This is a genomic window from Psychrobacter cryohalolentis K5, assembly GCF_000013905.1.
Lineage (GTDB): Bacteria > Pseudomonadota > Gammaproteobacteria > Pseudomonadales > Moraxellaceae > Psychrobacter > Psychrobacter cryohalolentis.
Map to the genome: position 1 here is coordinate 537,391 of NC_007969.1, position 24,654 is coordinate 562,044.

At 42.8% G+C, this 24,654-nt stretch carries 19 protein-coding genes; 13 read left to right on the forward strand and 6 right to left on the reverse strand.

Translation table 11 applies throughout. From position 1 onward, the window contains the following. Positions 1 to 261 precede the first annotated feature (261 nt). A complete protein-coding gene (dapC, locus tag PCRYO_RS02285) occupies positions 262 to 1,500 on the reverse strand; it encodes a succinyldiaminopimelate transaminase (RefSeq protein ID WP_011512807.1) in 1,239 nt (412 codons plus the stop codon). 294 nt (positions 1,501 to 1,794) lie between these two features. Between dapC and PCRYO_RS02290 the strand changes: the two genes are divergently transcribed. Further along, on the forward strand, positions 1,795 to 2,463 hold the full coding sequence (locus tag PCRYO_RS02290; RefSeq protein WP_011512808.1) for a hypothetical protein: 669 nt from the start codon (positions 1,795 to 1,797) through the stop codon (positions 2,461 to 2,463). Between the two features lie 8 nt (positions 2,464 to 2,471). Here PCRYO_RS02290 and glnD read toward each other — a convergent pair whose 3' ends face one another. Next, complete coding sequence (gene glnD, locus PCRYO_RS02295; protein ID WP_011512809.1) at positions 2,472 to 5,213, reverse strand: [protein-PII] uridylyltransferase; 2,742 nt, start codon at positions 5,211 to 5,213, stop codon at positions 2,472 to 2,474. A gap of 172 nt (positions 5,214 to 5,385) precedes the next feature. Continuing rightward, positions 5,386 to 6,177 carry a type I methionyl aminopeptidase gene (gene map / locus PCRYO_RS02300; protein ID WP_379607884.1) on the reverse strand — a complete coding sequence of 264 codons (792 nt, stop codon included), beginning with the start codon at positions 6,175 to 6,177 and terminating at the stop codon, positions 5,386 to 5,388. 311 nt (positions 6,178 to 6,488) lie between these two features. Here map and PCRYO_RS02305 point away from each other — a divergent pair, with 311 nt between their 5' ends. The 6 genes from PCRYO_RS02305 to PCRYO_RS13035 all read left to right on the forward strand — a co-directional run bounded on the left by PCRYO_RS02305 (position 6,489) and on the right by PCRYO_RS13035 (position 11,307). Next, positions 6,489 to 7,544 carry a lipase family alpha/beta hydrolase gene (locus PCRYO_RS02305; protein WP_011512811.1) on the forward strand — a complete coding sequence of 352 codons (1,056 nt, stop codon included), beginning with the start codon at positions 6,489 to 6,491 and terminating at the stop codon, positions 7,542 to 7,544. Between the two features lie 151 nt (positions 7,545 to 7,695). Beyond that, positions 7,696 to 8,808, forward strand: coding sequence for a lipase secretion chaperone (locus tag PCRYO_RS02310; protein WP_011512812.1), 1,113 nt, complete (start codon positions 7,696 to 7,698; stop codon positions 8,806 to 8,808). Between the two features lie 350 nt (positions 8,809 to 9,158). After that, a complete protein-coding gene (locus tag PCRYO_RS02315; protein WP_011512813.1) occupies positions 9,159 to 9,647 on the forward strand; it encodes an META domain-containing protein in 489 nt (162 codons plus the stop codon). A gap of 242 nt (positions 9,648 to 9,889) precedes the next feature. Next, positions 9,890 to 10,912, forward strand: a complete 1,023-nt coding sequence (locus PCRYO_RS02320) for a PD40 domain-containing protein (protein ID WP_011512814.1) — start codon at positions 9,890 to 9,892, stop codon at positions 10,910 to 10,912. 29 nt (positions 10,913 to 10,941) lie between these two features. Continuing rightward, positions 10,942 to 11,112 (forward strand): DUF2256 domain-containing protein, encoded by a 171-nt coding sequence (locus tag PCRYO_RS13030; RefSeq protein WP_083759461.1) that lies wholly within the window; start codon positions 10,942 to 10,944, stop codon positions 11,110 to 11,112. 45 nt (positions 11,113 to 11,157) lie between these two features. Continuing rightward, complete coding sequence (locus PCRYO_RS13035) at positions 11,158 to 11,307, forward strand: DUF2256 domain-containing protein (RefSeq protein WP_011512816.1); 150 nt, start codon at positions 11,158 to 11,160, stop codon at positions 11,305 to 11,307. A gap of 88 nt (positions 11,308 to 11,395) precedes the next feature. On the opposite strand, the gene metH is transcribed toward PCRYO_RS13035, so the two are convergent. Next, complete coding sequence (gene metH, locus PCRYO_RS02325) at positions 11,396 to 15,211, reverse strand: methionine synthase (RefSeq protein ID WP_011512817.1); 3,816 nt, start codon at positions 15,209 to 15,211, stop codon at positions 11,396 to 11,398. A 554-nt stretch (positions 15,212 to 15,765) separates the two neighbouring features. Between metH and PCRYO_RS02330 the strand changes: the two genes are divergently transcribed. Both PCRYO_RS02330 and PCRYO_RS02335 read left to right on the forward strand, forming a co-directional pair. Then, positions 15,766 to 16,320, forward strand: a complete 555-nt coding sequence (locus tag PCRYO_RS02330; RefSeq protein WP_011512818.1) for a fasciclin domain-containing protein — start codon at positions 15,766 to 15,768, stop codon at positions 16,318 to 16,320. A gap of 339 nt (positions 16,321 to 16,659) precedes the next feature. Then, positions 16,660 to 17,262 (forward strand): fasciclin domain-containing protein, encoded by a 603-nt coding sequence (locus PCRYO_RS02335; RefSeq protein ID WP_011512819.1) that lies wholly within the window; start codon positions 16,660 to 16,662, stop codon positions 17,260 to 17,262. A 286-nt stretch (positions 17,263 to 17,548) separates the two neighbouring features. On the opposite strand, the gene PCRYO_RS02340 is transcribed toward PCRYO_RS02335, so the two are convergent. Then, complete coding sequence (locus PCRYO_RS02340) at positions 17,549 to 19,099, reverse strand: alanine/glycine:cation symporter family protein (protein ID WP_011512820.1); 1,551 nt, start codon at positions 19,097 to 19,099, stop codon at positions 17,549 to 17,551. Positions 19,100 to 20,068: 969 nt separating this feature from the next. Between PCRYO_RS02340 and PCRYO_RS02345 the strand changes: the two genes are divergently transcribed. The 4 genes from PCRYO_RS02345 to PCRYO_RS02360 all read left to right on the forward strand — a co-directional run bounded on the left by PCRYO_RS02345 (position 20,069) and on the right by PCRYO_RS02360 (position 23,837). Beyond that, positions 20,069 to 20,701: a LemA family protein gene (locus tag PCRYO_RS02345; RefSeq protein WP_011512821.1), complete on the forward strand. Its 633-nt coding sequence runs from the start codon at positions 20,069 to 20,071 to the stop codon at positions 20,699 to 20,701. 260 nt (positions 20,702 to 20,961) lie between these two features. Next, positions 20,962 to 22,131: a TPM domain-containing protein gene (locus tag PCRYO_RS02350; RefSeq protein ID WP_011512822.1), complete on the forward strand. Its 1,170-nt coding sequence runs from the start codon at positions 20,962 to 20,964 to the stop codon at positions 22,129 to 22,131. A gap of 91 nt (positions 22,132 to 22,222) precedes the next feature. After that, on the forward strand, positions 22,223 to 22,747 hold the full coding sequence (locus PCRYO_RS02355) for a TPM domain-containing protein (protein WP_011512823.1): 525 nt from the start codon (positions 22,223 to 22,225) through the stop codon (positions 22,745 to 22,747). Between the two features lie 91 nt (positions 22,748 to 22,838). Further along, a complete protein-coding gene (locus tag PCRYO_RS02360; RefSeq protein ID WP_011512824.1) occupies positions 22,839 to 23,837 on the forward strand; it encodes an adenosine deaminase in 999 nt (332 codons plus the stop codon). A 16-nt stretch (positions 23,838 to 23,853) separates the two neighbouring features. Here PCRYO_RS02360 and PCRYO_RS02365 read toward each other — a convergent pair whose 3' ends face one another. After that, entirely contained in the window at positions 23,854 to 24,654 is an 801-nt protein-coding gene (locus tag PCRYO_RS02365) for an NAD-dependent deacylase (protein ID WP_011512825.1), read from the reverse strand.

Below are 24,654 nucleotides of genomic sequence, written 5' to 3' on the forward strand. Positions count from 1 at the left end.
AAGTAATATCGATACATCAAGTACTGCTGATATTCATTTTTCCTGCTTGCTGTGCCTGCGCAGACAGAGGCTGCAAAAAATTTATATCAGCAGCACTGTAGCGTTTTTGAGATATTTTGACTATATATCATCAAATGGCGGTGCTGTATAATTCGGCTATAAGACTTACTATAGCATCATCTAACAGAAAACCGCCAATAACCATAATTATATTATGGTTATTGGCGGTTTGTTAAGCTTAATGCGTTTTAAATAGCGATTTTAAGCACCGAGTAATTGACGAATGCGCCTGATTGCCTCGCGACTTTCCTCGACGCTTGCCACCAAAGCGATACGCACATAGCCTTGCCCCGGATTTTCACCATTGACCTCGCGCGATAAGTAACGACCCGCTAGTGCATGAATATTGGCATCCTCATAGAGTGCTTTGACAAATAATTCATCATCACCACCGAATTGCTCAGGCGCCTTTATCCAAAAGTAAAATCCTGCCTCAGGCATACGTAACTCCAGTAATTCTCCAAGCTCCGACATCCAGAGTGCAAACTTTTCTTGATACAGCGCTCGATTGTGCGCCACATGCTTCTCATCTTCCCAAGCGGCGATAGACGCCAGCTGATGAGGTATCGGCATCGCACAACCCTGATAGGTGCGGTATTGTAAATAAGCCTGCAAGATAGTGGCATCGCCTGCCACAAAGCCTGAGCGCAAACCGGGTAGGTTTGAGCGCTTCGATAAAGAGTGAAACACCAGACAATTTTTGAAATCGTGTCGACCAAGGGCCGCGCAGGCTTGCAACAATCCTATTGGCGCTTTATCAAAATACAGCTCGCTATAACACTCGTCGCTGGCAATGATAAAGCCATATTGGTCTGATAGGCGCAACACTTGCTCCCAGTCATCCATCGTCATCACTGAACCGGTTGGGTTGTTTGGGCTACAGACAAATAAGAGCTGTGTACGCGTCCAGACGTCTTTTGGCACACTACGAAAATCCCCCTTAAAGCTATTGTCTGAGGTGCAAGGGATAAAATAAGGCGTTGCTTGCGCTAATATCGCCGCCCCTTCATATATCTGATAAAAGGGATTGGGCATAACTACTATAGGCGTAGGAGTAGGCGATTGGTTGAGCGTTGCCGTCTGACTAACAGTCTCTGTCTCGTGATTAATCACTGCCTGCACGATACTAAATATTGCCTCACGTGTGCCCATTACTGGCAATACTTGCGTATTAGGGTTGAGGTGATTTAAGAAAAAGCGCTTCTCAAGCCAATGAGCAATGGTTTGACGCAGCTCAAACAGTCCATTTGTGGTCGGATAATGGCTTATTTTGTCCAAGTTTTCGCGTAGTACGTCCAGAACAAAGGCTGGCGGCGCATGTTTTGGCTCACCAATACCCAGTTTGATTTCATCATAGCTATGGGCTGGAGTACTATCAGCCAGTAAAGTGGCCATCTTAGCGAATGGATAAGGGTGTAGGGACGTCAAGTTGTGATTCATAGGCAGGCTAACTATAATAGACAGTTAATAATAAAGTTATAAAGAAAAATTACATTTAAGCAGTGTAGCACTTCTCTTATTTTTTGTCTTTTTCTTCTTATATTTCCTTATAGTGCTTTGTAATGACTTGGCTAGAGGATATTTAAGCATTGTTATTTTAACTATATGGCTGTGTAAATAGGTAATCATGTGACTATATCGTAACGCGTTATTATAAAAGCGATGTGATGTCTGTATTACTAAGTAAAGATAAATGCTGGCTTTTCTGACAGCGTATTTTAGGAATAATTTGATATGTCTAGTATGTTAAAAACGGACAGTCTCGATGCTAAGGATATCAATGAAAAATACTTTGATAATCATGAAAGTCTTGACGTTTATAAGCAGTTAAAGCAGCGTGAACAGACTTGGTGGAAATCACGCCAGCAGTTGACACTATTACGAGAACGTCAAATGTTTTGGTTTGGCGATAACAGTTTTATGATGTGGCTGCTCTGGCAATTGGTTAGCTACATAGTCGTTGCTATGGTACTCATGCTGCTTAGCAAGTTGCTAGATATATCGTTACCTCTGTGGCAATACATCGCTTTATTTGTCGTACAAACCTTAATTTTTATTGTGATGCTGAGTTTTAAAGACAGACTTGCTAGGCAGTTGCAATATAAGATCAATCAAGCCGATTTGTCGCGTGAAGAGATGCTTAATGAGATGACTATCTTGGCTTCTGATAGCTTGTATCGCGATGTCCACGCCAAAGCCCCTATTAGTTTGAAGCAAATCTACCGATATTATAATGCAGAATTTCGTTTGGCCAGCTTGCACCGCCTCCTACAAAAGGAGGTCGATGCGGGACGCTTGATGTATGGCGACCAAAAGGTGGAAGCCGATATACTGCCTCTAGAGCTTGCCGATGATGCGCTGAAGGAATATGCACGTGGCATCATCTATAAAAGTTTGATATAGAAAATAAGCTAGACTCTATCATTACGGACACTAAGACTGTCTATCAGTGCCGTTTTTAACGTCTTAAGTTTATCAGCGCTCAGTGCTTGATCATTTTGATCGCTGATATAAAACATGTCTTCTGCACGCTCGCCAAGCGTAGTAATACGCGCGGCATGTACCTCAATTTGCTGCTGCAAAAATACTTGTCCAACACGGGCAAGTAAACCTGGCTGATCAAGGGTCTCTAAGCTCATGATGTGCTGATTTGAGGCATCATTGAAATCAAAATTGATCGTCGTTGCTACATCGAAATGTTTGAGCTGGCGTGGAATCCGTTTGTGCGTCAGTTTGGGCGCGGTCGGATTTTTAAAGGCATCAATCAGTCGCTGCTTAAGCTCTTGCTGGCTATCGCTATCGACCAGTAAAGTACCGCTACGGTCGAGTAGTACATAAGAATCCAACGCAAAATCACGGGTCGCTGTGATAATACGGGCATCCAATACATCAAGATTCATCTGATCGAATACGGCCATAGTCACCGCAAACAAATTGACCTGATCTTGGGTATAAACAAAAACCTGTACTGCATCAAGCGCCAGCTCTCGATGCTCACGTAGAACGACTAATGGCGGACTATCTGCATTTGACGCTCGACCTATAGGCGGATGATTTAAAATCGCTTCAGTATGCCATAAGATATCTTCTGCAATTTCACGCAAAAAATACTCATCGCCCAAATCATCCCACAATCTCAGCACCTCATCGCGATTCATATGCTGATTGTCGACGTTATCTAGCATCACTAGTGCTTGCTTGCGTGTGGCACTAATCATATCTTGACGATTGGTTGGGGCATCAATATCCGCCCGCAAAATACGGCGTGTTTGCGAATATAGCTGCTTCATAAGTGTCGCACGCCAGCTGTTCCAAAGTTGTGGGTTGGTGGCGTTCATATCAGCGACGGTTAAGACATACAGATGATTTAGATGGGTAACGTTACCCACCAAATCTGCAAATAGTGTCACAACCTCTGGGTCTGAGATATCTTTTTTCTGAGCTGTCATTGACATCAGCAGATGATAACGGGTCAACCAGCCAACCAGATTGGCGTCGGCAGTACTCATACCATGAGCCAGACAAAATTCAATCGACTCGATTTCGCCAAGTTGACTATGGTTGCCGCCACGACCTTTGGCAATATCATGAAACATCGCCGCTAATACCAAAATCTCTTTGCGCTCGATGCGCTGAAAGATGGAGCTCACGAGCGGAAAATCTTCATAAAAATGCGGATCCGTAAAACGGTGCAGAATACGAATCAAAAATAAGGTATGGGCATCAACCGTATAACGATGGAACAAGTCATACTGCATCAAACCAGTAACTTGAGCAAAGGCAGGGATATAGTTGCCAAGCACGCCATAGCGATTCATGGTACGCAGACGATGAAAGAGATAATTTTGCTCTTTTAGATTGGCTAAAAACAAGGTTTGATGCGTAGGATTGTCGCGATAAGCCTGATCAATACCACGCGCTGCAATTTTTAGCGCGCGTAGAGTATGGGTACGGACATTCTTGATGCCATACTGACCCATAAGTAAAAACATCTCTAAAATCGACTCGGGATGCTGCGCAAATACTCTGTGATGAGCCATTGCGATTTGGTCGCCGACTTGGTTAAAGCGGGCATTGATAGGCTGTTTTTTTGGGCGTTCTTCATCAGGCAACTGCGCCTCGATGATGGTTTCGTAGTAGTGATTGGTTAGCATTTCAGACAATGTTGATATTTGCATCGCACAGCGGTAATAATCGCGCATAAAGCGCTCTACCGCAGCATTTGGTTGATCATCTGTCTGGGTATCATAGCCCATCAGTTGAGCAATCTCACGCTGATAATCGAATAACAGCTTGTTTTCATTGCGACCAGTCAGTTCGTGCAGGTAGTGCCGTATCTGCCATAAATAGTTTTCTGAAAAGCTTAATTCATCGAATTCCTTTTCAGTCAAAAAGTTCTGTTGTACCAGATCATAGAGCTTACTGACCCGAAAATAGCGTTTGGTCACCCAGCCGATAATATGGATATCGCGCAGACCACCAGGGGCGGTTTTTATATTGGGCTCAAGATTATATTCTGTGGCATTGTGCTGTAAATAACGCGCTTTTGCCTCATCGATTTTTACGTCGTAAAACGAGCGCGGGGACCATTGATTGTTTACTATTTGGTGCGGGACATTTTGCAAGGCGTCATTGCCTATTAATAGGCGAGCCTCTAATAATGCACTGGCAATAGTATGGTCAAGCGCCGCCTCCAAGCAGTCACTGACGCTGCGTACTGATAACGCAGGCTCAAGTCCAATGTCCCATAAGAGTGCCACCAAGTTATCAATTTTACTACTGGTATCAGCGTTAATATCATGTGGCATTAGTAGCAAAATATCGATATCTGAATGTAGCGATAACTCACCGCGACCATAGCCACCAGTTGCAAACAGTGCCAAATCCGTCTTATCAAGCCCAAAGCATTTAAATAATTCGATCAATAAATCATCAATCACGCAAGCACGCGCGCTAACCAGTTGCCGGATATTGACGCCACGTTCGAGTGCGCGGCTGATATCGTCATTTATTTGAAGCAACCATTCAGGAATACCAAATAGCGATTTTTCTACCACGCTCGTGTCTGTTGATAAAAAGGCAGTTGTCATATTGTCTGCTGAAAACAAAGGCATCGGTGTCAAATCAATAGCGGTGACATCACAGTTAAACATGAGATTTATCCAGTTAAAAGTTTGAAGTCTAGTTCAGTAAATAAGGGTCGCTAAAAATAAAAAGCGATCAATAAGATAGAGAAAGTATAAAGATAAAAAACCATCAAGAATAGTGGGGGACAACCATTAATAATAGACAAAAAAAAGACCGCCTAAGCGATCTTTTATTGTATTACTGAGTCAAGAAACTCAAATCTTCTTCAGGGCGCGTGGTGAATACTTCACAGCCATTATCCGTTACGACCATGGTATGCTCCCACTGGGCGGATAGCTTGCGGTCTTTGGTAATCGCAGTCCATTCATCCGGTAAAATCTTAGTCTGCCATTTGCCTTCGTTAATCATAGGCTCGATGGTAAAAGTCATGCCAGTTTTTAGCTCAAAGCCCGTACCTTTTTGGCCATAGTGCATGACTTGCGGCTCATGGTGGAACTCATTACTGATACCGTGACCACAGAACTCACGCACGATACTAAAACGCTCAGGCTCAACCACTGCTTGGATAGCCGCACCAACGTCGCCCAAACGCGCGCCGTTTTTGACCACGCTCATGCCAGCATATAGTGCGTCTTGTGCTACTTTGCAGATACGCTGCGCCATGATAGAGCCATTGCCGACGATCCACATTTTTGAGGTATCACCATAATAGCCATCTTTAATCACGGTCACATCGATATTGATGATGTCGCCGTCTTTTAGCAATTTATTTTCGGATGGAATACCATGACAAACCACGTGGTTAATCGAGGTGCAGATAGATTTTGGAAAACCATTGTAATTAAGCGGTGCAGGAATAGCTTGTTGCACATTAACGATATAATCATGGGCAATTTGGTTCAGTGCTTCAGTACTGATGCCCACTCTGACATGCTCATCAAGCATCACAAGGACATCGCTGGCAAGTTTACCAGCCACGCGCATTTTTTCTATGGCTTCAGGAGATTGAATAAGAGATTTTTTAGTCATCATCGTCGTACTTATAGTTATAGAATTTAGGTCATCAATTATAGCATAAACGCACAAGTTGCTGCTTGAATGCAAGTTATTGAATATTTCAATCGTATTGATATTAAATGACTTTATATACGCTAATGTGACTATATAGTCACTAGGATAGGGCTGCTAATGTCAAAAAAAAGTTGAATGTTACAGAGTATATAAGTATTGTAATTTTGTTCGCTAAATGATTTAGCAGACCTCTTTATAGCTTTGTGCAGGATGCAAGAGATAAGGCAATATAAAGATAGAATCACGTTTACAATAACAAGGATGTTGTTATGACTCTAAAACCTTCTCTGCGCGCTGTGCTCACGCCGAGCGCATTTTTACCGTCATTAGGTGCCATTGTCACCGGTGCGCTTTTGATGACTATGCAAGCCACCTCTGCTCAGGCGGCTGGACAGTATTATAACTGCGCCAATGCTGACGGCTGCCAGCTCGTAAGTAGTCAATATTTCACCTCAGATCATACCAAAACCAAATACCCAGTAGTACTCGCACATGGTATGGCAGGGTTTACTAAGATGTTCGGCTTGGTTGATTATTTTTATGGTATTCCTGAAACACTCATGAGCGGTGGCAGTCAAGTATATACCACAAAAACCTCCTCTTTTAACAATAGCGAAATTCGTGGCGAGCAGCTTTTACAGAAAATAAAAACCATCAGTGCCATTTCAGGCAGCCCAAAAGTGAACTTATTGGGTCATAGCCAAGGTGGTATTGATATTCGTTATGTCGCTGGCGTGGCACCAGAATATGTTGCTTCTGTCACTGCGATTGGCAGTCCAGAGCAAGGGTCAAAAACGGCGGATGCTGTTATGCAAACACTTTCTGAGGATAGCTTGGCTACCCAAGCGGTATCTGTGTTCTTTCAGCTATTCGGTGGCGTTACGGATGTCGGTTCAGGTACGAGCCCGACAGAACTCAATAAACAAGAAGCTTGGAATACAGCTGTCGCCTTATCAACTGATGGTGCTGCCAAGTTTAATGCTAAATTTCCTGCGGCGATGCCGACCAGCTATTGTGGACAGCCTACTGGCACTGAAGCCAATGGTATCAAGTACTACTCATTTAGTGGTGTTGGGCAAATAACCAATGGTCTTGATCCTAGTGATTATATGCTCGCGCTAACAGGAACAAGTTTTGACAATGATCCAAATGATGGCTTGGTATCTGCGTGCTCAAGCCGACTGGGTTATGTGATTCGAGATGATTATCGTATGAATCACTTAGATTCAGCCAACCAGCTTTTGGGTTTGACCGCATGGGGGCAGCCTGACCCAAAAACCTTGTATCGTGATCAAGTCAATCGCTTGAAAAAAGCTAATTTATAACGTTCATAGACGAGTTAGCAGATTCACAGCTTTTATGATTCATAGCTTTTATAGAAAAAGGGTCAATACTAAAATGACCCTTTTTCTTTATCCATTTTTATTTATCATAAATCTCTACATAAACCGATTGATCAAATAAGATATTGTCGTTATGTCAAATAATCGCCGTTCACCCTTATTGTCCATTATTATTGCTGTGATAGTCGTTCTAATAGTAGCGATTATTTGGTGGTTTAAGCCTGTTAACAATAGCAACGCTTTTTCTCAAGCGGATGCTATAACACTAGACAATCAAGCTAACGCTAATACAGTAGATCAAGCGAGTTCTGATAGCAATATGAGCCAAAAATCGAATCAAAACATAATTAAATTTACCACAGGACTTGAGAGTCTACCGCGTTCCTTACAAGGGACAGATGTCGATGGTGAGATTATTATTGATGAAAACAAGCAACTGGTCATCACAGAAGGCTTAAGGCGTTTGTTTGATTATTTTTTATCAGCGCTTGGTGAAGAAGAGGAATCAGCTATTTATGCTCGCGTAGAGAGTTATATTCGCAGTCATACGCCAGAGCCAGCCGCCAGTCAAGCGGTGGCTATATTTGATCAATATGTGGCTTATCTCAAAGCCATACCTGAGATTGAGAAAAAATACGGTACGCTGCAATTGCAAGCGACCCAAAGTGGCGAGCTGGATTTAAGTGTCGTCGCTCAGCAAAAACAAGATGTCGCTAGATTGCGCCAACAGCATTTTGATAAAGACACCATTATCGCTTTCTTTGGGACAGAAGATGAGTATGACGACTATAGTATGGAGATGGTCAGAATCAGTCAGAATTCCCAGCTGTCTGAGGCGCAAAAAGATGCCGCAAAACAAGATTACATCAGCCGTATGCCAGACAATGCAACCAAAACCAATATCGCCCAGCAAGCCAATCTAAATGAGCTGATGACGCGTACAGAGCAAATGCAAGCAAAAGGTGCCGCACCTGAAGCGCTATATAATATGCGTCGTGAACTGGTCGGTGCACCAGCGGCAGCACGCTTAGCGCAAGTAGATCAAGCAGACGCTAGCTTCGATAAGCGTTTCAAGCAGTACCAAGCACAAAAACAGCAGCTTCTAAAACAAAGCGTCAATCAATCACAAACGCAATCACAAGCTCAAATCAATCAGATTGAAAGGCAATTGTTTAACGACTCTGAACGCAAGCGTCTAACAGGCTATGCCGCTCTACAGCAGCAGAAAGCTGCCGATACAAATTAACCAAAAAGACAGGCTATAGATATGAATTTAAAGGTAAGTAAAAACCGTAAATATAGCTTGATAAGCTTTTAGGCAGTAAAGCAATTCTTAAGAATCAGACAAAAGATTATGTGTTAGCAGTTAATAACTGGCTTAACAAGGCATGTTAGCAAAAATACCGTAAAATGGTACAAATATAGCGTTAATTGGTACTCAATCTATCATGATAGGCTTATGAGAAATAGGCATAATAGCCCCATTGTTTAGACTAAAGAAAACAACAAATTGATCAGAGCAAACGCTACTAATTAAAAAATAAACAATGAATATCTTATTTTGTATATTAATATTTGAAACTTATAGGAGTTTATATGAAAAACATGACTAAAATGATGATGGCTGCGACTCTTGCTGTAGGTACGTTGGCTGCTGGTTGCCAGACTGCTCCTATCGTAACGGCACCTGTGACTCAACCAATTACTGCTAATGCACTACAAGCATATGATTGGCAGCTTGTTGATGCAAAGCGCGCAAATGGCGATAAAGTCACTCAGCTATTCTTTGATCCAGCCAAACCACTTACCCTAAAATTCTTCAAAGACAACGGCAATGACCGTGTTGCGTTTGTCAATACTTGTAATAACATGGGTTCTAATTATAATGTTGTAAATGGCAATGTTGTATTAGGCAATGTTCTATCTACTATGATGGCATGCCCTGAGCCACAAGCCAGCTTTGATACAGCGACGCTTGCTACAGTACAAGGTAAATATAGCATCAGCACCAACGCAAACAACACGCCTATCTTGACCATCAAAAATAGCAGTCAAGTTGCACACTTTAAAGCGGTTACTAAATAATATAGACAGTCAGTTACTACCGTTATGTTATAACCGTATATAAAAAAGTGCCTCACTTAGCAGTGGGGCATTTTTTCGTCTAAAATTTTTGTTTAAAAGAAGAGACCAATCTGCGTTACACTAGCGACATCACTGTTCCTGATGACTTATATTTCATTTAGCACTCTTCTACTTGATATTATTAATAGTAAGTTGCACGTTTTAAATAGCTCATATCGAATGGATCTATAGGACTTTATCGTATGTTAAAAACCACTGTCTTAAAACCGACTGTTAATATTCGTAGGCTAAATAGTACTGTTCCTATTATCATGCTTTCAATGCTGGCGGTATTAACAGGCTGCCAGACCGTGCCAACTGCTTTGTCCAAAGCGCCTAGCGCGATGGCTATGAATAATCCGCTCACTATTGGCATGCCAGCAATAGATCGACAAGGTTATATTGCTTATGTAGAGGAGCAAGGCGTGGGTACTGCCAAGATCTCGACGCTATATCGTATCCGCCCCGATGGTAGCGGGCTTCAATTGATTGATCAGCTAAATGGCTATATCTACGCGCCTACGTGGTCAGCGGATGGTCAAATGCTCGCTTATAGCAAACAAGCCGCGCGCCAGCATCCAAAGATTTATATTTACGATGTCAAAAGTAGTAGTCATAATTTGGTCGTCAATGTAGAAGGTAGCAATTTATCACCGTCATTCTCACCGGATGGCAAAAAGCTGCTTTATAGCTCAACCGTTGGTGGCAATGCCGATATCTATGAGATGCAGCTTAGTGATGGCAGTACCAAACAGCTTACCACGCTACCGAGTACTGAAGTGCAGCCAAGCTATGCCAGCGATGGGCAGAGCTTTGTCTATACCAGTGATAAAGTCCGCGCTGGTCGCCCAAGCATTTATCGTTATAGCTTTGCCACGGGCAACGCCGCGCTGATAACGACGGGAGGCTATGCTGCCAGTCCTCAGCTTAGCTTAGATAGTCAACGTTTGGCATATCTCAATGGTCGCAAAGCGGCAGTAATGATGCTTACCACAGGACAAGTCATCAATCTGGCAGAAACGGGACTCGATGAGCCTGCGCGCCTATCACCTTCTGGACAATACGCCCTCTATCCAACACGTCAGTCAAATTTGGGTGGACAAGTAGGAGGTCAAAGCAGTCAAAGTGGCGGCAGCTTGGTTATCCATTCTTTAGCAGGTAATACCAGTTATGCGATTAGCAGTAAAACGGGCGGAGTAGTACGCTCACCAATTTGGGGTCGTTAAGCGATTTTTTTAATTTAAAGGTAAATATCATGGCGCATAAAAAGAAAAATGTCCGCAAAAAACTCTGCCCTGTCTGCGAGCGCGAATTTAGTTGGACTAAAAAGTTGGATAAAAACTGGGACAGCATGGTCTATTGCTCCGACCAATGCCGCCGCGTGAAAAAGTATGAAGGATTGAATCATCAAAAAGAAGATAAATAGTCGTTAAGAACGAAGTAGAGCTATATAGGAACAAGGGAGCAGACGATGGCACATAAAAAAGTAAACCTACCGCAAAAAATCTGCCCCGTCTGTCAGAGACCGTTTAGCTGGCGCAAAAAGTGGGAGAAGGATTGGGAGCAGGTGATTTATTGTTCTGAGAAGTGTCGGCGGGGGAAAGATAAACATAGTGAATGAATAAAAAGCCAAATATCAATGTTTGATATTTGGCTTATCAATAATGATAAAGTTTGTATGCTAAATAGATATCTAAATCATTAGTAACCTACAAATTCGGATTTAACCACTTCTCAGCAGTTTTTATATCCCAGCCTTTACGCTCAGCATAGCTCTCTAACTGATCACGACTGATCTTACCGACGTTAAAGTACTCACTATCAGGATGTGAGTAATAAAAGCCGCTGACTGATGACGCAGGCCACATCGCATAGCTTTCAGTCAAGGTCGTACCGATAGCCTCAACCGTACCAAGCCATTCAAACAGTTTGCCTTTTTCGGTATGCTCAGGGCAGGCAGGGTAGCCAGGCGCAGGGCGGATGCCGACGTATTTTTCTTTAATCATATCCTCATTGGTGAGCGATTCCGTTGGTTGATAGCCCCAATACTCTTTACGAATCAGCTCATGTAGATGTTCGGCAAATGCTTCGGCTAAGCGGTCAGATAATGCTTGCACCATGATGGCATTGTAGTCGTCGCCAGCTGCTTTATACTTCTCAGCCAGCGCTTCTGTTCCAACGATCGAAACGGTAAAGCCGCCAAGATAATCCGTGTGCGTATCCGATGGTGAGATAAAATCTGCCAAGCTAAAGTTTGGCTTGCCGCTGGCTTTGTCGCTTTGCTGACGTAAGTGCTCAAATTGATATTCTGCTATGCCGCCCTCAATCGGTGCTTTGTCATAGACGGTGACGGTATCGGCGCCAGTACGACGAGCTGGCATGAGTTTAAAGACACCTTTTGCGACGATTAATTTCTCATCAATCATCTTTTGCATCAGCTCATTAGCATTATCGAACAAATCACGCGCCGCTTCGCCAACCACATCATCTTGCAATATTTTCGGATATTTACCAGCAAGTCCCCAAGAGATAAAGAACGGTGTCCAGTCAATGTATGGCAGCAGATTAGCGATAGGATAGTTGTCAAAGATCACTTGTCCTAGCTTATTTGGCACTGGTGGCACATAGGTTTCCCAATCATACTGAAAGCCAATCTTGACCGATTCGGCATATGTGACCTTCGCCGCCTTTGGTTGGCGCTTAGCCAGACGCTCACGTACCTTGATATATTCTTCGCGGGTTTCATCAATGAGACCTTGGCAATGCTCTTTTGACAGTAGCTTGGTCACTACGCCGACAGAGCGTGAGGCATCCGCCACATAGATGACACCATTGTTTTGGTATTGTGGTTCGACTTTGACCGCCGTATGTGCTTTTGAGGTCGTTGCACCACCGATCATCAATGGCAGAGTCATGCCACGCTCTTGCATTTGCTTGGCGACATAGACCATCTCATCAAGGCTTGGGGTAATCAGACCTGATAAGCCAATAATATCGACTTTCTCAGCTATCGCGGTATCGAGGATTTTTTCACAAGGTACCATGACGCCCAAATCGACAATATCATAGCCATTACAGCCGAGTACCACGCCGACGATATTTTTACCGATATCATGGACGTCGCCTTTGACCGTTGCCATGAGGATTTTACCTTTCTTTTCACCTTCGACTTTTTCAGCTTCGATATACGGATTTAGCCAAGCGACCGACTGCTTCATGACGCGCGCAGATTTTACTACCTGAGGTAAGAACATTTTACCAGCACCAAATAAGTCGCCGACGATGTTCATACCGTCCATCAATGGCCCTTCGATGACCTCCAGTGGGCGCGGATATTTCTCCCACGCTTCTTTAGTATCCGCTTCGATAAAGGTGGTAATACCTTTTACTAGTGCATGAGCAATCCGTTCTTCGACCGTACCTTCACGCCATGTCATATCGACGGTGCTGTCTTTTTTCTTACCGCCATCTTGATAGTTTTCAGCGATGGTCATAAGGCGTTCGGTGGCATCTTGCCCAGTTTCACCTTGATTGCGATTAAGCATCACATCTTCGATGGCATCGCGTGCCTCGACAGGAATGTCATCATATAGCTCAAGCATGGCGGGGTTGACGATACCCATCGTTAAGCCGTTTTGAATCGCATGATAAAGGAATACAGAATTGATGGCTTCACGAATCGGGTTACCACGGAAACTAAACGAGACGTTAGAGACACCGCCTGAAACCATCGCATTGGGCAGGTTTTCCGTAATCCATTTGGTCGCGTTAATAAAGTCGGCACCGTAGTTATTGTGCTCAGTGATACCGGTAGCAACCGCAAAAATATTGGGGTCAAAGATAATATCTTCAGAAGGGAAGCCCACTTCATCGACCAACACATCATAGCTGCGTTTACAAATCTGAGTTTTGCGCTCGAAGGTATCCGCCTGTCCATCTTCATCGAATGCCATGACTATAATGGCGGCACCATAGCGCATACAGAGCTTGGCACGCTCGACGAACTCAGCGTGACCTTCTTTTAATGAGATAGAGTTGACGACACATTTACCTTGAGTGCGTTTAAGACCTTCTTCGATAATGTCCCATTTCGATGAATCTATCATTAACGGCACACGGCTGATGTCTGGCTCGCCTGACACGAGGTTCACAAAGTGAATCATCGCTTGCTTGGAGTCAAGCATCCCCTCATCCATGTTGATATCGACGATTTGCGCGCCGCCTTCGACTTGGTCACGGGCAACGTCAAGCGCCTCAAGATAAGCTTCGGTTTTGATTAGGCGTAAGAATTTCTTCGAACCCGTGACATTGGTACGCTCACCAACGTTGACGAATAGACTGTCTTTATTGATGGTAAATGGCTCAAGACCAGATAAGCGGCAGGCAGGCGGAATCTCAGGAATGATGCGCGGTGGGTACTTTGCTACCATATTAGCGATTTGACGGATATGCTCAGGTGTTGTACCACAACAGCCGCCAACGATATTTAAGATACCAGCTTTGGCAAAGCCTTCAAGCAGTGCAGCAGTTTCATCGGCAGTTTCATCATATTCACCAAACTCATTGGGCAGACCGGCATTAGGATGCGCAGAGACATAAGTATTGGCAATATTCGATAGCGTTTGGATATGCGGACGTAGGGCATCAGCACCCAAGGCACAGTTAAAGCCAACGGATAGCGGTTTGGCATGGCGAATCGAGTTATAAAACGCTTCCGCCGTTTGCCCAGATAGCGTACGACCTGACGCATCTGTAATCGTCCCTGAAATCATAATTGGCAATTCAAATCCGATATCATCAAAGACGCCTGTGACGGCAAAGATTGCTGCTTTGGCATTGAGCGTATCAAAAATAGTCTCAATCAAAATGATATCAACGCCACCTTCCATTAGCGCCAAGGTTGCTTCGCGATAGTTCAGCACCAGTTCATCAAAGGTAATATTACGAAAGGCGGGGTCATTAACGTCAGGTGATAGCGAGCAAGTACGCGATGTCGGACCAATAACCCCAGCGACAAAGCGTGGTTTTTCTGGATTCTTCGCAGTGTATTCGTCAGCGGCTTCACGTGCGATTTTAGCAGCCGTTTTATTTAGCTCAGGCACGAGATACTGCATATCGTAGTCTGCCATCGACAGCCGCGTACCATTAAAGCTATTGGTCTCGATAATATCAGCGCCAGATTCCAAATGCGCCAAATGAATCTCTTTAATCATATGTGGCTGCGTCAGCACCAATAAATCATTATTGCCGCGGACATCTTGCTTGATATCAGCAAAGCGCTCACCGCGATAGTCCGCTTCCTCTAATTTATAGTTCTGAATATGCGTGCCCATGGCGCCATCGAGCATCAAAATCCGTGCTGCCATTTGCTCCGTGATACGTGCGCGTGCGGTTAGCTGCTGATCCTTATAAGGGAATACAGCAGGCGGCGTCAATATAAAGTCATTGGGATTAGCATTTGGGTTACTGGCGTCAGTTAGATTGGTTAAAGAAGTATTAGTTTGAGAACGGGCTGTTGGAATCATAGGAGCGCTGCTTATAGAGTCAAAGTTATAAAAAAGAAGAGGAAAAAGTCGTTATAATTTTTAATAGAGAAGACGTTAAAACCATCAATGCCAGTAAAAAATAGTAAATAAATACAGATGATTTTAGCAGAAAATATATTGCCAATGTCAGGTTATCAAAGTCTATTGCATAAAGCGTGTGAGCACAAATGAATATCATTTATCCTTAGGGTTACAGAAAGCTTTACTTATGATTATAAACGTAAAAGTATCACTTTATAATGCAAATACAGATTACATGCCCACCACAAAAAGTAGCGTAAATAGCCGTTTACGCCACTTAAGGATATGTTAATTTAATTTCAGAAGGATTGATGTTTCATAAGCAGTGCTTATTAGTAAGGATTGATGATTTTATTTGCAAGTTTGACTATATATTATTTTTGATGGCTAATCATGCACTATCAAATCAGTAATTAGATCGTTAAGCGTTGCTGCTAAGGAAAGCCAATCTCATCTGACCTACCAGATAAAAACCAACAGACTATAGATATTTACTCATTAAGGATAATGTTATGAAAATCATCAAAATCGCTGCTATTGGTACTTTAGCTGTTTCAATTGCAGGTCTAAGTGCTTGTAACAATATGATGCCAGCCAAAAGCGCTCCTATGAAAGCGCCCATGCATAGCCAATCAATGGCAAAAATGAATGTAGTACAAATTGCCCAAAGCAATTCTGACTTCTCTGTACTCGTAGAAGCTGTCGTTGCCGCTGATTTAGCGGGCGCGCTCTCTAATCCTAATGCCAACTATACGATTCTTGCGCCAACCAATGCTGCCTTTATGCAAGCGTTACAAGAAAATAACATGACCAAAGCGCAGCTCTTTGCCAATAAACCACTATTGACTAAAATCTTAAGCTATCACGTGATTAACGCCGCAGCACCTATTTATGCCAAGGATGTTAGACCAGGCAATATAACTATGTTAAGCATGGACACGCTTATGGTCACAGCCCAAGGCAAATTGATGGATGAAAGTGGACGTACAGCAAATCTCTTAAAAACGGACATTACTGCCAGTAATGGTGTGGTACATGTGATTGATAGAGTTCTAATGCCTAGATAGTCTTTTGGCAAGGTTTTATAAACTAGCCATTATATGCGTATAAGATCAATCGTTTAAGAGCTGTTCTACGCAGCTCTTAAATTCGTTATAGATTCAGATAACGAAACGCCTGTGTTATATACGTGATTGCTACAGTGCTACTACCTAAGAATATATCAATTAAAAATCAATCAGTTAATATTGTAGATGATTTCAAATAACGTCCCTTTAAAGAATGTCATATTCTAAACAGTATTGTGCATTTTAAAAAAACTGTTTATGCAAAAATTATTACTTATCGAATCAGTACTTATCAAATTTTTATTCACTCAATAGTTATTAATATCAAAGGAATGTCTTATGTTAAAAAAGAACTTACTATCTATCGCCGTTGTGGCGGCAGCAATGTCATTAGCAGCTTGTAACGATAAAGAAGTCGTTGCTGAGCCAGTTGAGCCAGAAGCAACCACTGATGTAGTCGTTGAGCCAGAAGTCGCAGCTGAACCAATGGTTGAAGCGGATGTTGCCCCTGAAGCAGCAGCTACGCAGACTATTGGTGAGATGGCAGCTGGCAATAAAGACTTGACCATCTTGACCGCTGCACTACAGGCAGCTGGACTTGATTCGATGCTGATGGCTGAAGACAAGTACACAGTATTTGCCCCTACTGATGATGCCTTTGCTGGTTTATTGACTAAGTTGAACATTACTAAAGAAGAATTACTTGCTGATCAAGCGACGCTAAAAAGTGTGCTTCCATACCATGTCGTACCTATGGTTGTAAAAGCCGCTGATATTCCTTACGGTACTGCGATTGAAACGGCGAATGGTCAAACCATCACGATTAGTGATGCCAATGTCATTACAGATTCAAATGGTAATACCGCCAACATCGTTGGCACTGATATGATGGCAACCAATGGTGTAGTGCATGTAATTGATACAGTTTTATTGCCTAAATAAGTTTTGGTTAATAGACTTACTAGGTCTTTCTTGTAAACAGTAAATGATGTAAAAATACTTAAAGCCCAGCCATTGAGTTGGGCTTTTTGCTGCCTATTAATTGTTGCTAATAATTTAAATCGATGCAATTTACAAGGAATCCAGTAGTACCTTATAACATTTGTATTTCTTTTATTTAGGACTGAATATAGTAGAAAAGAGGCAAGAGCGCACATACAAAAAAACCCAAGACAATGGTCTCGGGCTTTTTTAATAACTGGCTAGTAGGCAAATACTTTACAGAGGATTAACGATGCTCTTTATTTAAAGGATCTTGTGCCGCTATTCTTTGTTGTTCTTTTAGATGACGCTCTTCCCAATAAGGCGCGTTTTTGATACCGAATTTTGCAGGGTCAAATGTATAGCGTGTTACACCTGCTTTAAGCTGTGCTTCATAGTCTTTAAGCATGGTAAGCGTCGGACGAGCCACAAAGAAGATAACAAGAATACCAACAATATTGAGCCAAGCCATGAGGCCAACACCGATATCACCAATTGCCCAGATGTAACCAGCTGAGTTTAGAGCACCGTAAGCAACCATTACCATGATTAAGATTTTTACTAAGAATAAACCTGTCTTATTTGCACCGCGCCCGATAAAGCGAGTCAAGTAAGCAACGTTCACTTCAGCGATGTAGTAGTAAGCCAAGATAGTGGTAAAGGCAAAGAAGAATACAGCGACTGCAATAAAGACATTACCAGTAGTACCATATACTGATTCCATTGCCATTTGGGTAAAGGCAGGCGAATTGATTTCAGTAGTAGCGGCTACATTTTGCAGAATGAACTGACCTTCTGGCAAAGTACCCTGAATATTGTACATACCAGTAGACAAGATCATAAAGGCAGTAGCAGAACAAACCAGTAGTGTATCAACATATACTGAGAAGGCCTGTACTAGACCCTGCTGTGATGGATGCTGAACTTCAGCAGCAGCAGCAGCGTGAGGACCTGTACCTTGACCGGCTTCGTTAGAGTAAATACCACGTTTTACACCCCAACCGATAGCAGCACCAAAGCCAGCTTGCGCCGTAAAGGCATCACTAATGATCAAACCAAATATATCTGGGATCAAACTGAAGTTGCTGAACATGATAATTAAAGCTAAGACAATATAACCGACTGCCATGAAAGGAACCGCATACTCGGTAAACGTTGCGATACGCTTGATACCACCAAAAATGATGATACCTAGTACGACTAAGATGATGGCTAAGCCGATCAGACGCATAGAGCCGACTTCTAGGCCTGCAACGTTCATAGTAGTACCTTCACCCATAAGTTGCGTGAAAGCACTAAGAACGCCATTTGCCTGTACACCTGGTAAGAACATACCACAAGCTAAGATAGAAGCGATTGCGAAGAGGATACCGTACCATTTTTGACCAAGTGCCCGCTCAAAATAGTAAGCAGGGCCACCGCGATATTCACCAGTGATGACGTCTCTTTCTTTATAAATCTGTGCCAGCGTAGATTCAACGTAAGCAGTAGAAGCTCCTAAGAACGCCACAACCCACATCCAAAATACGGCACCAGGACCACCGAAACCGATAGCCGCAGCTACCCCTGCGATGTTACCCATACCCACACGCCCAGCTAAGGCTACTGCCAGGGCTTGGAATGAAGAGATACCATCTGCACTGGATTTACCAGTGAATAGTAGTCTGACCATTTCACCGAATAAACGTACTTGTACAAAGCGTGTCATGATGGAATAAAATAGACCTGCGCCCAAGCATAAGTAAATTAATGCAGGGCTCCAAATAATTCCGTTTACTAAATTGACTAAACCTTCCATATATCTATTCCTTCAACTGTCTCAAAATGACTATATATGAGGATGCATAGAGTGAGTTAACGGTTTAATATCCTTATTAAAGCCAACCACTCAAATTATCTGCATGTACTTAAAACAATGATTTAAGCTTCATATGTACATAGTCACCAAGAATGGACTGTAGTTGTCTGTGTTTATCCGCTTGGTTTATTATCAAAGTTTGGCTGTATTTGCTCATCTCTTGATAGCACTTATATATGAGTATCAATCGATTGGCGATGGTTGCCATCTTTTTACTGTCTCTTTACTTTGGTAATCCGTCATCCTGCCATAAACATAAACGCTGTTATAAATAAACCAGTGGATAAAACAGGCGGTTATAATTGTAAATACCCATCATCGCGATGGTATTCAGCTTACTATGAGCAGTATCGGCTAAGTACAATTGCGTAATAGAGTCATAAAGCGATGATTTATCTGTCTATTAATCCTTTTAAATGATAAATAAACGAATCGCTAGTACTATGAAGAAAATAAGTCCACTACCAAATGTATGCAAACCGTACAGCTACGTAACTGCAATTTGCCATATTTTTTACCCAATTACTAGAAATTTCTTCTTAGCGGCAGCTATATATATGTTATCGCAAGCTTTATTGTGACAACAAGTACCGTAGAATATGGCATAAGGTCGATTTATCTTAATTTGGATGATTTTTCAATAACTCATGATAAATCAGGTTATATAGATACATAGTCAAAACAGAGTGAGAGATTATGCTACAAGTCGTTGCTTGCGGTTGTGTTTTGGTAACGATGAATTGTAAAAAAAGCGTTATAGCGCCATTATTAGCACAACATATTGTAGGCTACAAAATATAAGCTTATATAGTCATAGTATTGAAGTCAGTATCAAAAAAAGCAGTCAAAAGCCATTTTAAAATCTTGTTATCAGTTGTTTGATATTTATCATTATTAGGAGAATCCACAATGACCCGTAAATCCATTGTAAAACCCATCTTGCTATCAGCTGTATTAGCCACATCTACTGTCGGCTTGACAGGTTGTGGTTATAATAATCTTCAGGCTCAAGATGAGCAAGTGACGGCTTCGTGGTCAGAGGTGGTCAACCAATATCAACGTCGCTCGGATTTGGTGCCAAACTTGGTAAAAGTAGTACAGCAGTATGCTAAGCAAGAGCAGGAAGTCTTTACGCAAGTGGCTGAAGCCCGCTCACGCGCTGGTGGTATCACCGTAACGCCAGAAGTACTCAATGATCCTGAAGCGATGGAGCGTTATGCGGCGGCGCAAGAACAGATGACGGGTGCACTATCACGTTTGATGGCAGTGTCTGAGCGTTATCCTGAACTGAAATCTGATGCGCTATTCCAAGATTTGCAAGCGCAATTAGAAGGTACTGAAAACCGTATCGCCGTCGCTCGTAACCGCTATATCCAAGAAGTACAGGGTTACAATACGACCGTACGTCAATTCCCAACCAATATTACGGCAAAAGTATTTGGGATGAGTGCTAAACCAAACTTTAGCGTCGCGAACGAAAAAGAGATTTCTACTGCACCAAGCGTGGATTTTGACAATGGCGAGTCAAAGACGTCTCAATAGCAGCAAGTCAATAATGATGAATCATGCGTTTATTTCACGCGGGTATGCTTCATCTATTAAACGAATTGTGTAGCCGTCCTAGCGTTTCTTACTGGTATGAATAGGTTGCGTCTAATATTAAATATAAGCGTCTCTTAAAGCCTATTTATATCGTTAAGCCATTAAAAACAGGTAGAGCATCAAGTACCGATTAAATACTTACTGATTGCCGCTCTATTTATTAATTTAGTAAAGATCTGACTTGAGGTGGTATACAGTTAATGACTCATTTAAAAACACCCCTAGCAGCGTTGTTATTCGCCCTTACTATTGGTAGCGCGTCTACATTGTATGCGGCGCCCGATGACAGTGCTATTGCTGAAGACAGCGTTTCGAACACGCAAAATCGCAGTGTGGAAGACTTAGTGGCTATTGCAAAAGCCGCTGAATCCAATGAAGCTATTAATGATGCTGTTTTAGGCAATGAGGCGATTAACGAAACCATACTCGGTAATGAAGCTATCAATCCTAATGCATCCAATAATGAGGGTGTGGCAGAGGCAAATGCGACCAAACGTCCCCCTGTTACATCAACTGCTGACAGTGTCGATGCGGACAAACTGATTTTAAACAATCCTGTCATTGACCAAGCTAATATCTTAAACCCACAAGAGAAGCAGCGCTTAGAAGCACAGCTACGTACAATTTATCAGCAAGGTTTGGCACAAGCAGCAGTGGTGATTGTCCCAACTACCAATGGCATGCCTATCTTTGATTATGCCTTGCAAGTTGCTGAAAAATGGCAGCTGGGTAGTAAAGACATCGATGATGGTTTGCTTGTGGTTGTCGCTGTCAATGACCGTGATATGTATATATTGACAGGTTATGGACTCGAAGGTGTACTGCCAGATGCGGCGGTCAATCGCATCATTCGAGAGGATATTACCCCGTTATTTAAGCAAAATAATTATGGAGCAGGGATATTGGCAGGCGTAACAGCCTTACAAAGTCGTTTATCTGCTGATCCTGAAGTGCTTGCTCGTGCCGATGCGCAGGCAGCTGAACGTACTACCCAACAAGGCTCAGACGAGCTGCCATCTCCTATTTTTCTATTCATCATGGCGATGATATTTGGTAGCTTTATTACCAGTATATTTGGTCGAGTATTCGGTTCTGTACTGACGGCCGGTGGTTTTGTTGCAGGCTCACTAGCATTGGGCGGTGGTCTATTTATGACCATCATTATGGCGATATTTTTATGGCTGTTCTTGATTTCACGCGGTGGCGGTAAAGGCGGGTCTGGCGGCGGTAAAGGAGGTAGAGGCGGTGGTATGATATTCCTACCGGGTATGGGCGGTGGCGGTGGCTTCGGCGGCGGCGGTTTTGGTGGTGGCGGCTTCGGCGGTGGCGGTGGCGGTTTTGGTGGTGGCGGCGCTGGCGGTTCTTGGTAAGCATTAGCCCGTTGTTTTTCAGTGGCTTCATAGCTACCTAGTAAAGACACTAAATAACCATTAGTAATGACGTACTTGAGGAAATAGTATCATGGCAGAGAATAACGCTTCAAAATCCAGCTTTGCCCGCTGGTGGCGCCAAGTCTTATTTATCCCCGTTTTGCATAGTAAATGGTTAACGCCCACGGCAAAAGCTCGGTTGACAGAGCGGGTGACACTTGCTGAGCAAGGTCACCGCGGCGAGGTATTTTTGATCGTAGAAAATCATTTGCCTATTCAAGAGGCCTATCATAGCGACTGCCGTGACCGTGCGATTGATTTATTTAGTGAGTATCGAGTATGGGACACCGAAGAAAATACTGGTGTGCTGATATACGTCAATGTTTGCGAGCACAAGCTTGAAATCGTCGCTGATCGCGGTATCAGTGCCCATGTTAGCCCAACAGTTTGGCGCGCAATGTGTGACAAAGCGGTAGTCGGTATTGCCAATCAGAAGACAGAAGAAAGCTTGACTGAATTGCTCGATGAGGTTGGTCAAGTACTGCGCCAGTATTATCATCTGGAGCAAAACCCATCAGGTAATGAGTTGTCTGATACGGTGGTTTTTTTAAAATAAACCCTTACGGCCATCAGCATGAAAGATTACACTAAACACTTATCGCTATATTTAATAAATAACCGATATACAACGCCAATACTGGAATATTATGATTGATCTAATAAAAAGACTGCCAAAAGCAGAACTGCATTTACATATTGAAGGCTCGCTCGAGCCTGAGCTTATGTTTAGATTGGCAAAAAAGAACCAGATAGAGATTCCTTATAAAGACATAGAAGATGTGCGTAATGCTTATAACTTTACCAATCTGCAGACGTTTTTAGACATCTATTATGCCGGTGCCAATGTCTTGATTACGCAGGATGATTTCTACGATTTGACATGGGAGTATATTCTCAAATGTGTCGAAGACAATGTCATTCATACAGAGATATTTTTTGATCCGCAGACGCATACGGCAAGAGGCGTGACGTTTGAGACAGTCATAACAGGCATCAAACGTGCACTGGCTGATGCCAAAGCACAATATGGTATTACTTCTTGTATTATCATGTGCTTTTTACGGCATTTATCACAAGAAGAAGCGTTTGAGACGTTAGAGCAAGCATTACCATTTAAAGACGATATTATCGGTGTCGGTTTAGATTCTTCAGAATTAGGCAATCCGCCATCGAAGTTTATAGAGGTATTTAAAAAGGCAAAAGAGGAAGGCTTTAAGTTGGTTGCCCATGCTGGCGAAGAAGCGGATTTCTCTTACATTTATGAAGCGTTAGATTTATTGGATATCAGTAGAATCGACCATGGCGTGCAATCTATCAAAAGCGCTGAGCTGATGCAGCGTCTAAAAGATGAGCAGATGCCGCTCACCGTATGCCCGAATTCTAATATCGAGTTGAGAGTATTTAACAATTATAAAGAGCACAACATCAAAGAGCTGCTAGATTATGGTCTAAATATCACTGTCAATTCAGATGACCCTGCTTATTTTAAAGGCTATATCAATCAGAACTTTATTAATATCAGCGAGAATTTGCCACTGACAGAAGACGATATTATCACCTTGGTAAAGAACTCTTTTAGATCGTCATTTATCAGTGATGAGCTAAAGCAGCAGTATTTAAATAGAGTCGATCAAGCGGTAGGCTAATGGGATGCCAGTTATATCATAGTATGCCCATTCTTTTTACCAACTCTGGCAGGATGGCACCAGCTTTTGCTGCCAGAGTAATATCGACTAGCGTATTTGGTGTCGGATAAGGATTTATCTCGATAATTTTGGCACCGTTATGTTTTGCCAGTTGTGCCAATCCAGCAGCGGGATAGACGAGGCTGGAAGTACCGATACTAATAAATACATCACAATTCGCGGCAGCTTCCTCTGCTGTCTGCCATGCCCGCATCGGTAACGACTCTCCAAACCACACAATATCAGGTCTGATATAACCATCACAATGCTGGCAAGTCATTAGAGCTTCATCAAAGCTGATGCTATTCTCGCTGTCATAAGCGCTTTTTAATTGGATTGTGTAAGGTGTCTGACATTGACTGCATCGATTACGCCATAGATTGCCATGCAGGTGGGTAACAGCGCTGCCTGCTTGCTCATGCAAATCATCGACATTTTGAGTAATGAGGGTCAGTTGCTGATTAGTCGATTGACTGTGATACTGCCATTGCGCTAATGCTGTATGGGCAGGATTGGGTTTTTTACTAGCCACGAGCTGTCTGCGCCATTGATACCATGACCAAACCAGCTTTGGATCACGGGCGAAGGCATCTGGTGTCGCCAAGTCCTCAGCCCGATAATTTTCCCACAAGCCAGTTTGCTTATCACGAAAAGTCGGAATGCCGCTTTCTGCTGAAATCCCTGCGCCAGTTAAAAGGCAAATATGCTGTTTCGATTCTAATAGTTCAGCAGAACGCTCTACTTCTTCTATTAACGCTGATGATAATTCTGCTAACAT

Bases quoted from the DNA above. Each gene is read 5' to 3' on its own strand.
- PCRYO_RS02290 (WP_011512808.1), top strand. From the start codon at position 1,795: ATGTCTAGTATGTTAAAAACGGACAGTCTCGATGCTAAGGATATCAAT.
- PCRYO_RS02330 (WP_011512818.1), top strand. From the start codon at position 15,766: ATGAAAATCATCAAAATCGCTGCTATTGGTACTTTAGCTGTTTCAATT.
- PCRYO_RS02365 (WP_011512825.1), bottom strand. From the start codon at position 24,654: ATGTTAGCAGAATTATCATCAGCGTTAATAGAAGAAGTAGAGCGTTCT.
- PCRYO_RS02320 (WP_011512814.1), top strand. From the start codon at position 9,890: ATGTTAAAAACCACTGTCTTAAAACCGACTGTTAATATTCGTAGGCTA.
- map (WP_379607884.1), bottom strand. From the start codon at position 6,177: ATGACTAAAAAATCTCTTATTCAATCTCCTGAAGCCATAGAAAAAATG.
- PCRYO_RS02340 (WP_011512820.1), bottom strand. From the start codon at position 19,099: ATGGAAGGTTTAGTCAATTTAGTAAACGGAATTATTTGGAGCCCTGCA.
- PCRYO_RS02345 (WP_011512821.1), top strand. From the start codon at position 20,069: ATGACCCGTAAATCCATTGTAAAACCCATCTTGCTATCAGCTGTATTA.
- PCRYO_RS02305 (WP_011512811.1), top strand. From the start codon at position 6,489: ATGACTCTAAAACCTTCTCTGCGCGCTGTGCTCACGCCGAGCGCATTT.
- PCRYO_RS13035 (WP_011512816.1), top strand. From the start codon at position 11,158: ATGGCACATAAAAAAGTAAACCTACCGCAAAAAATCTGCCCCGTCTGT.
- dapC (WP_011512807.1), bottom strand. From the start codon at position 1,500: ATGAATCACAACTTGACGTCCCTACACCCTTATCCATTCGCTAAGATG.
- PCRYO_RS02355 (WP_011512823.1), top strand. From the start codon at position 22,223: ATGGCAGAGAATAACGCTTCAAAATCCAGCTTTGCCCGCTGGTGGCGC.
- PCRYO_RS02360 (WP_011512824.1), top strand. From the start codon at position 22,839: ATGATTGATCTAATAAAAAGACTGCCAAAAGCAGAACTGCATTTACAT.
- PCRYO_RS13030 (WP_083759461.1), top strand. From the start codon at position 10,942: ATGGCGCATAAAAAGAAAAATGTCCGCAAAAAACTCTGCCCTGTCTGC.
- PCRYO_RS02350 (WP_011512822.1), top strand. From the start codon at position 20,962: ATGACTCATTTAAAAACACCCCTAGCAGCGTTGTTATTCGCCCTTACT.
- PCRYO_RS02315 (WP_011512813.1), top strand. From the start codon at position 9,159: ATGAAAAACATGACTAAAATGATGATGGCTGCGACTCTTGCTGTAGGT.
- PCRYO_RS02310 (WP_011512812.1), top strand. From the start codon at position 7,696: ATGTCAAATAATCGCCGTTCACCCTTATTGTCCATTATTATTGCTGTG.
- glnD (WP_011512809.1), bottom strand. From the start codon at position 5,213: ATGTTTAACTGTGATGTCACCGCTATTGATTTGACACCGATGCCTTTG.
- metH (WP_011512817.1), bottom strand. From the start codon at position 15,211: ATGATTCCAACAGCCCGTTCTCAAACTAATACTTCTTTAACCAATCTA.
- PCRYO_RS02335 (WP_011512819.1), top strand. From the start codon at position 16,660: ATGTTAAAAAAGAACTTACTATCTATCGCCGTTGTGGCGGCAGCAATG.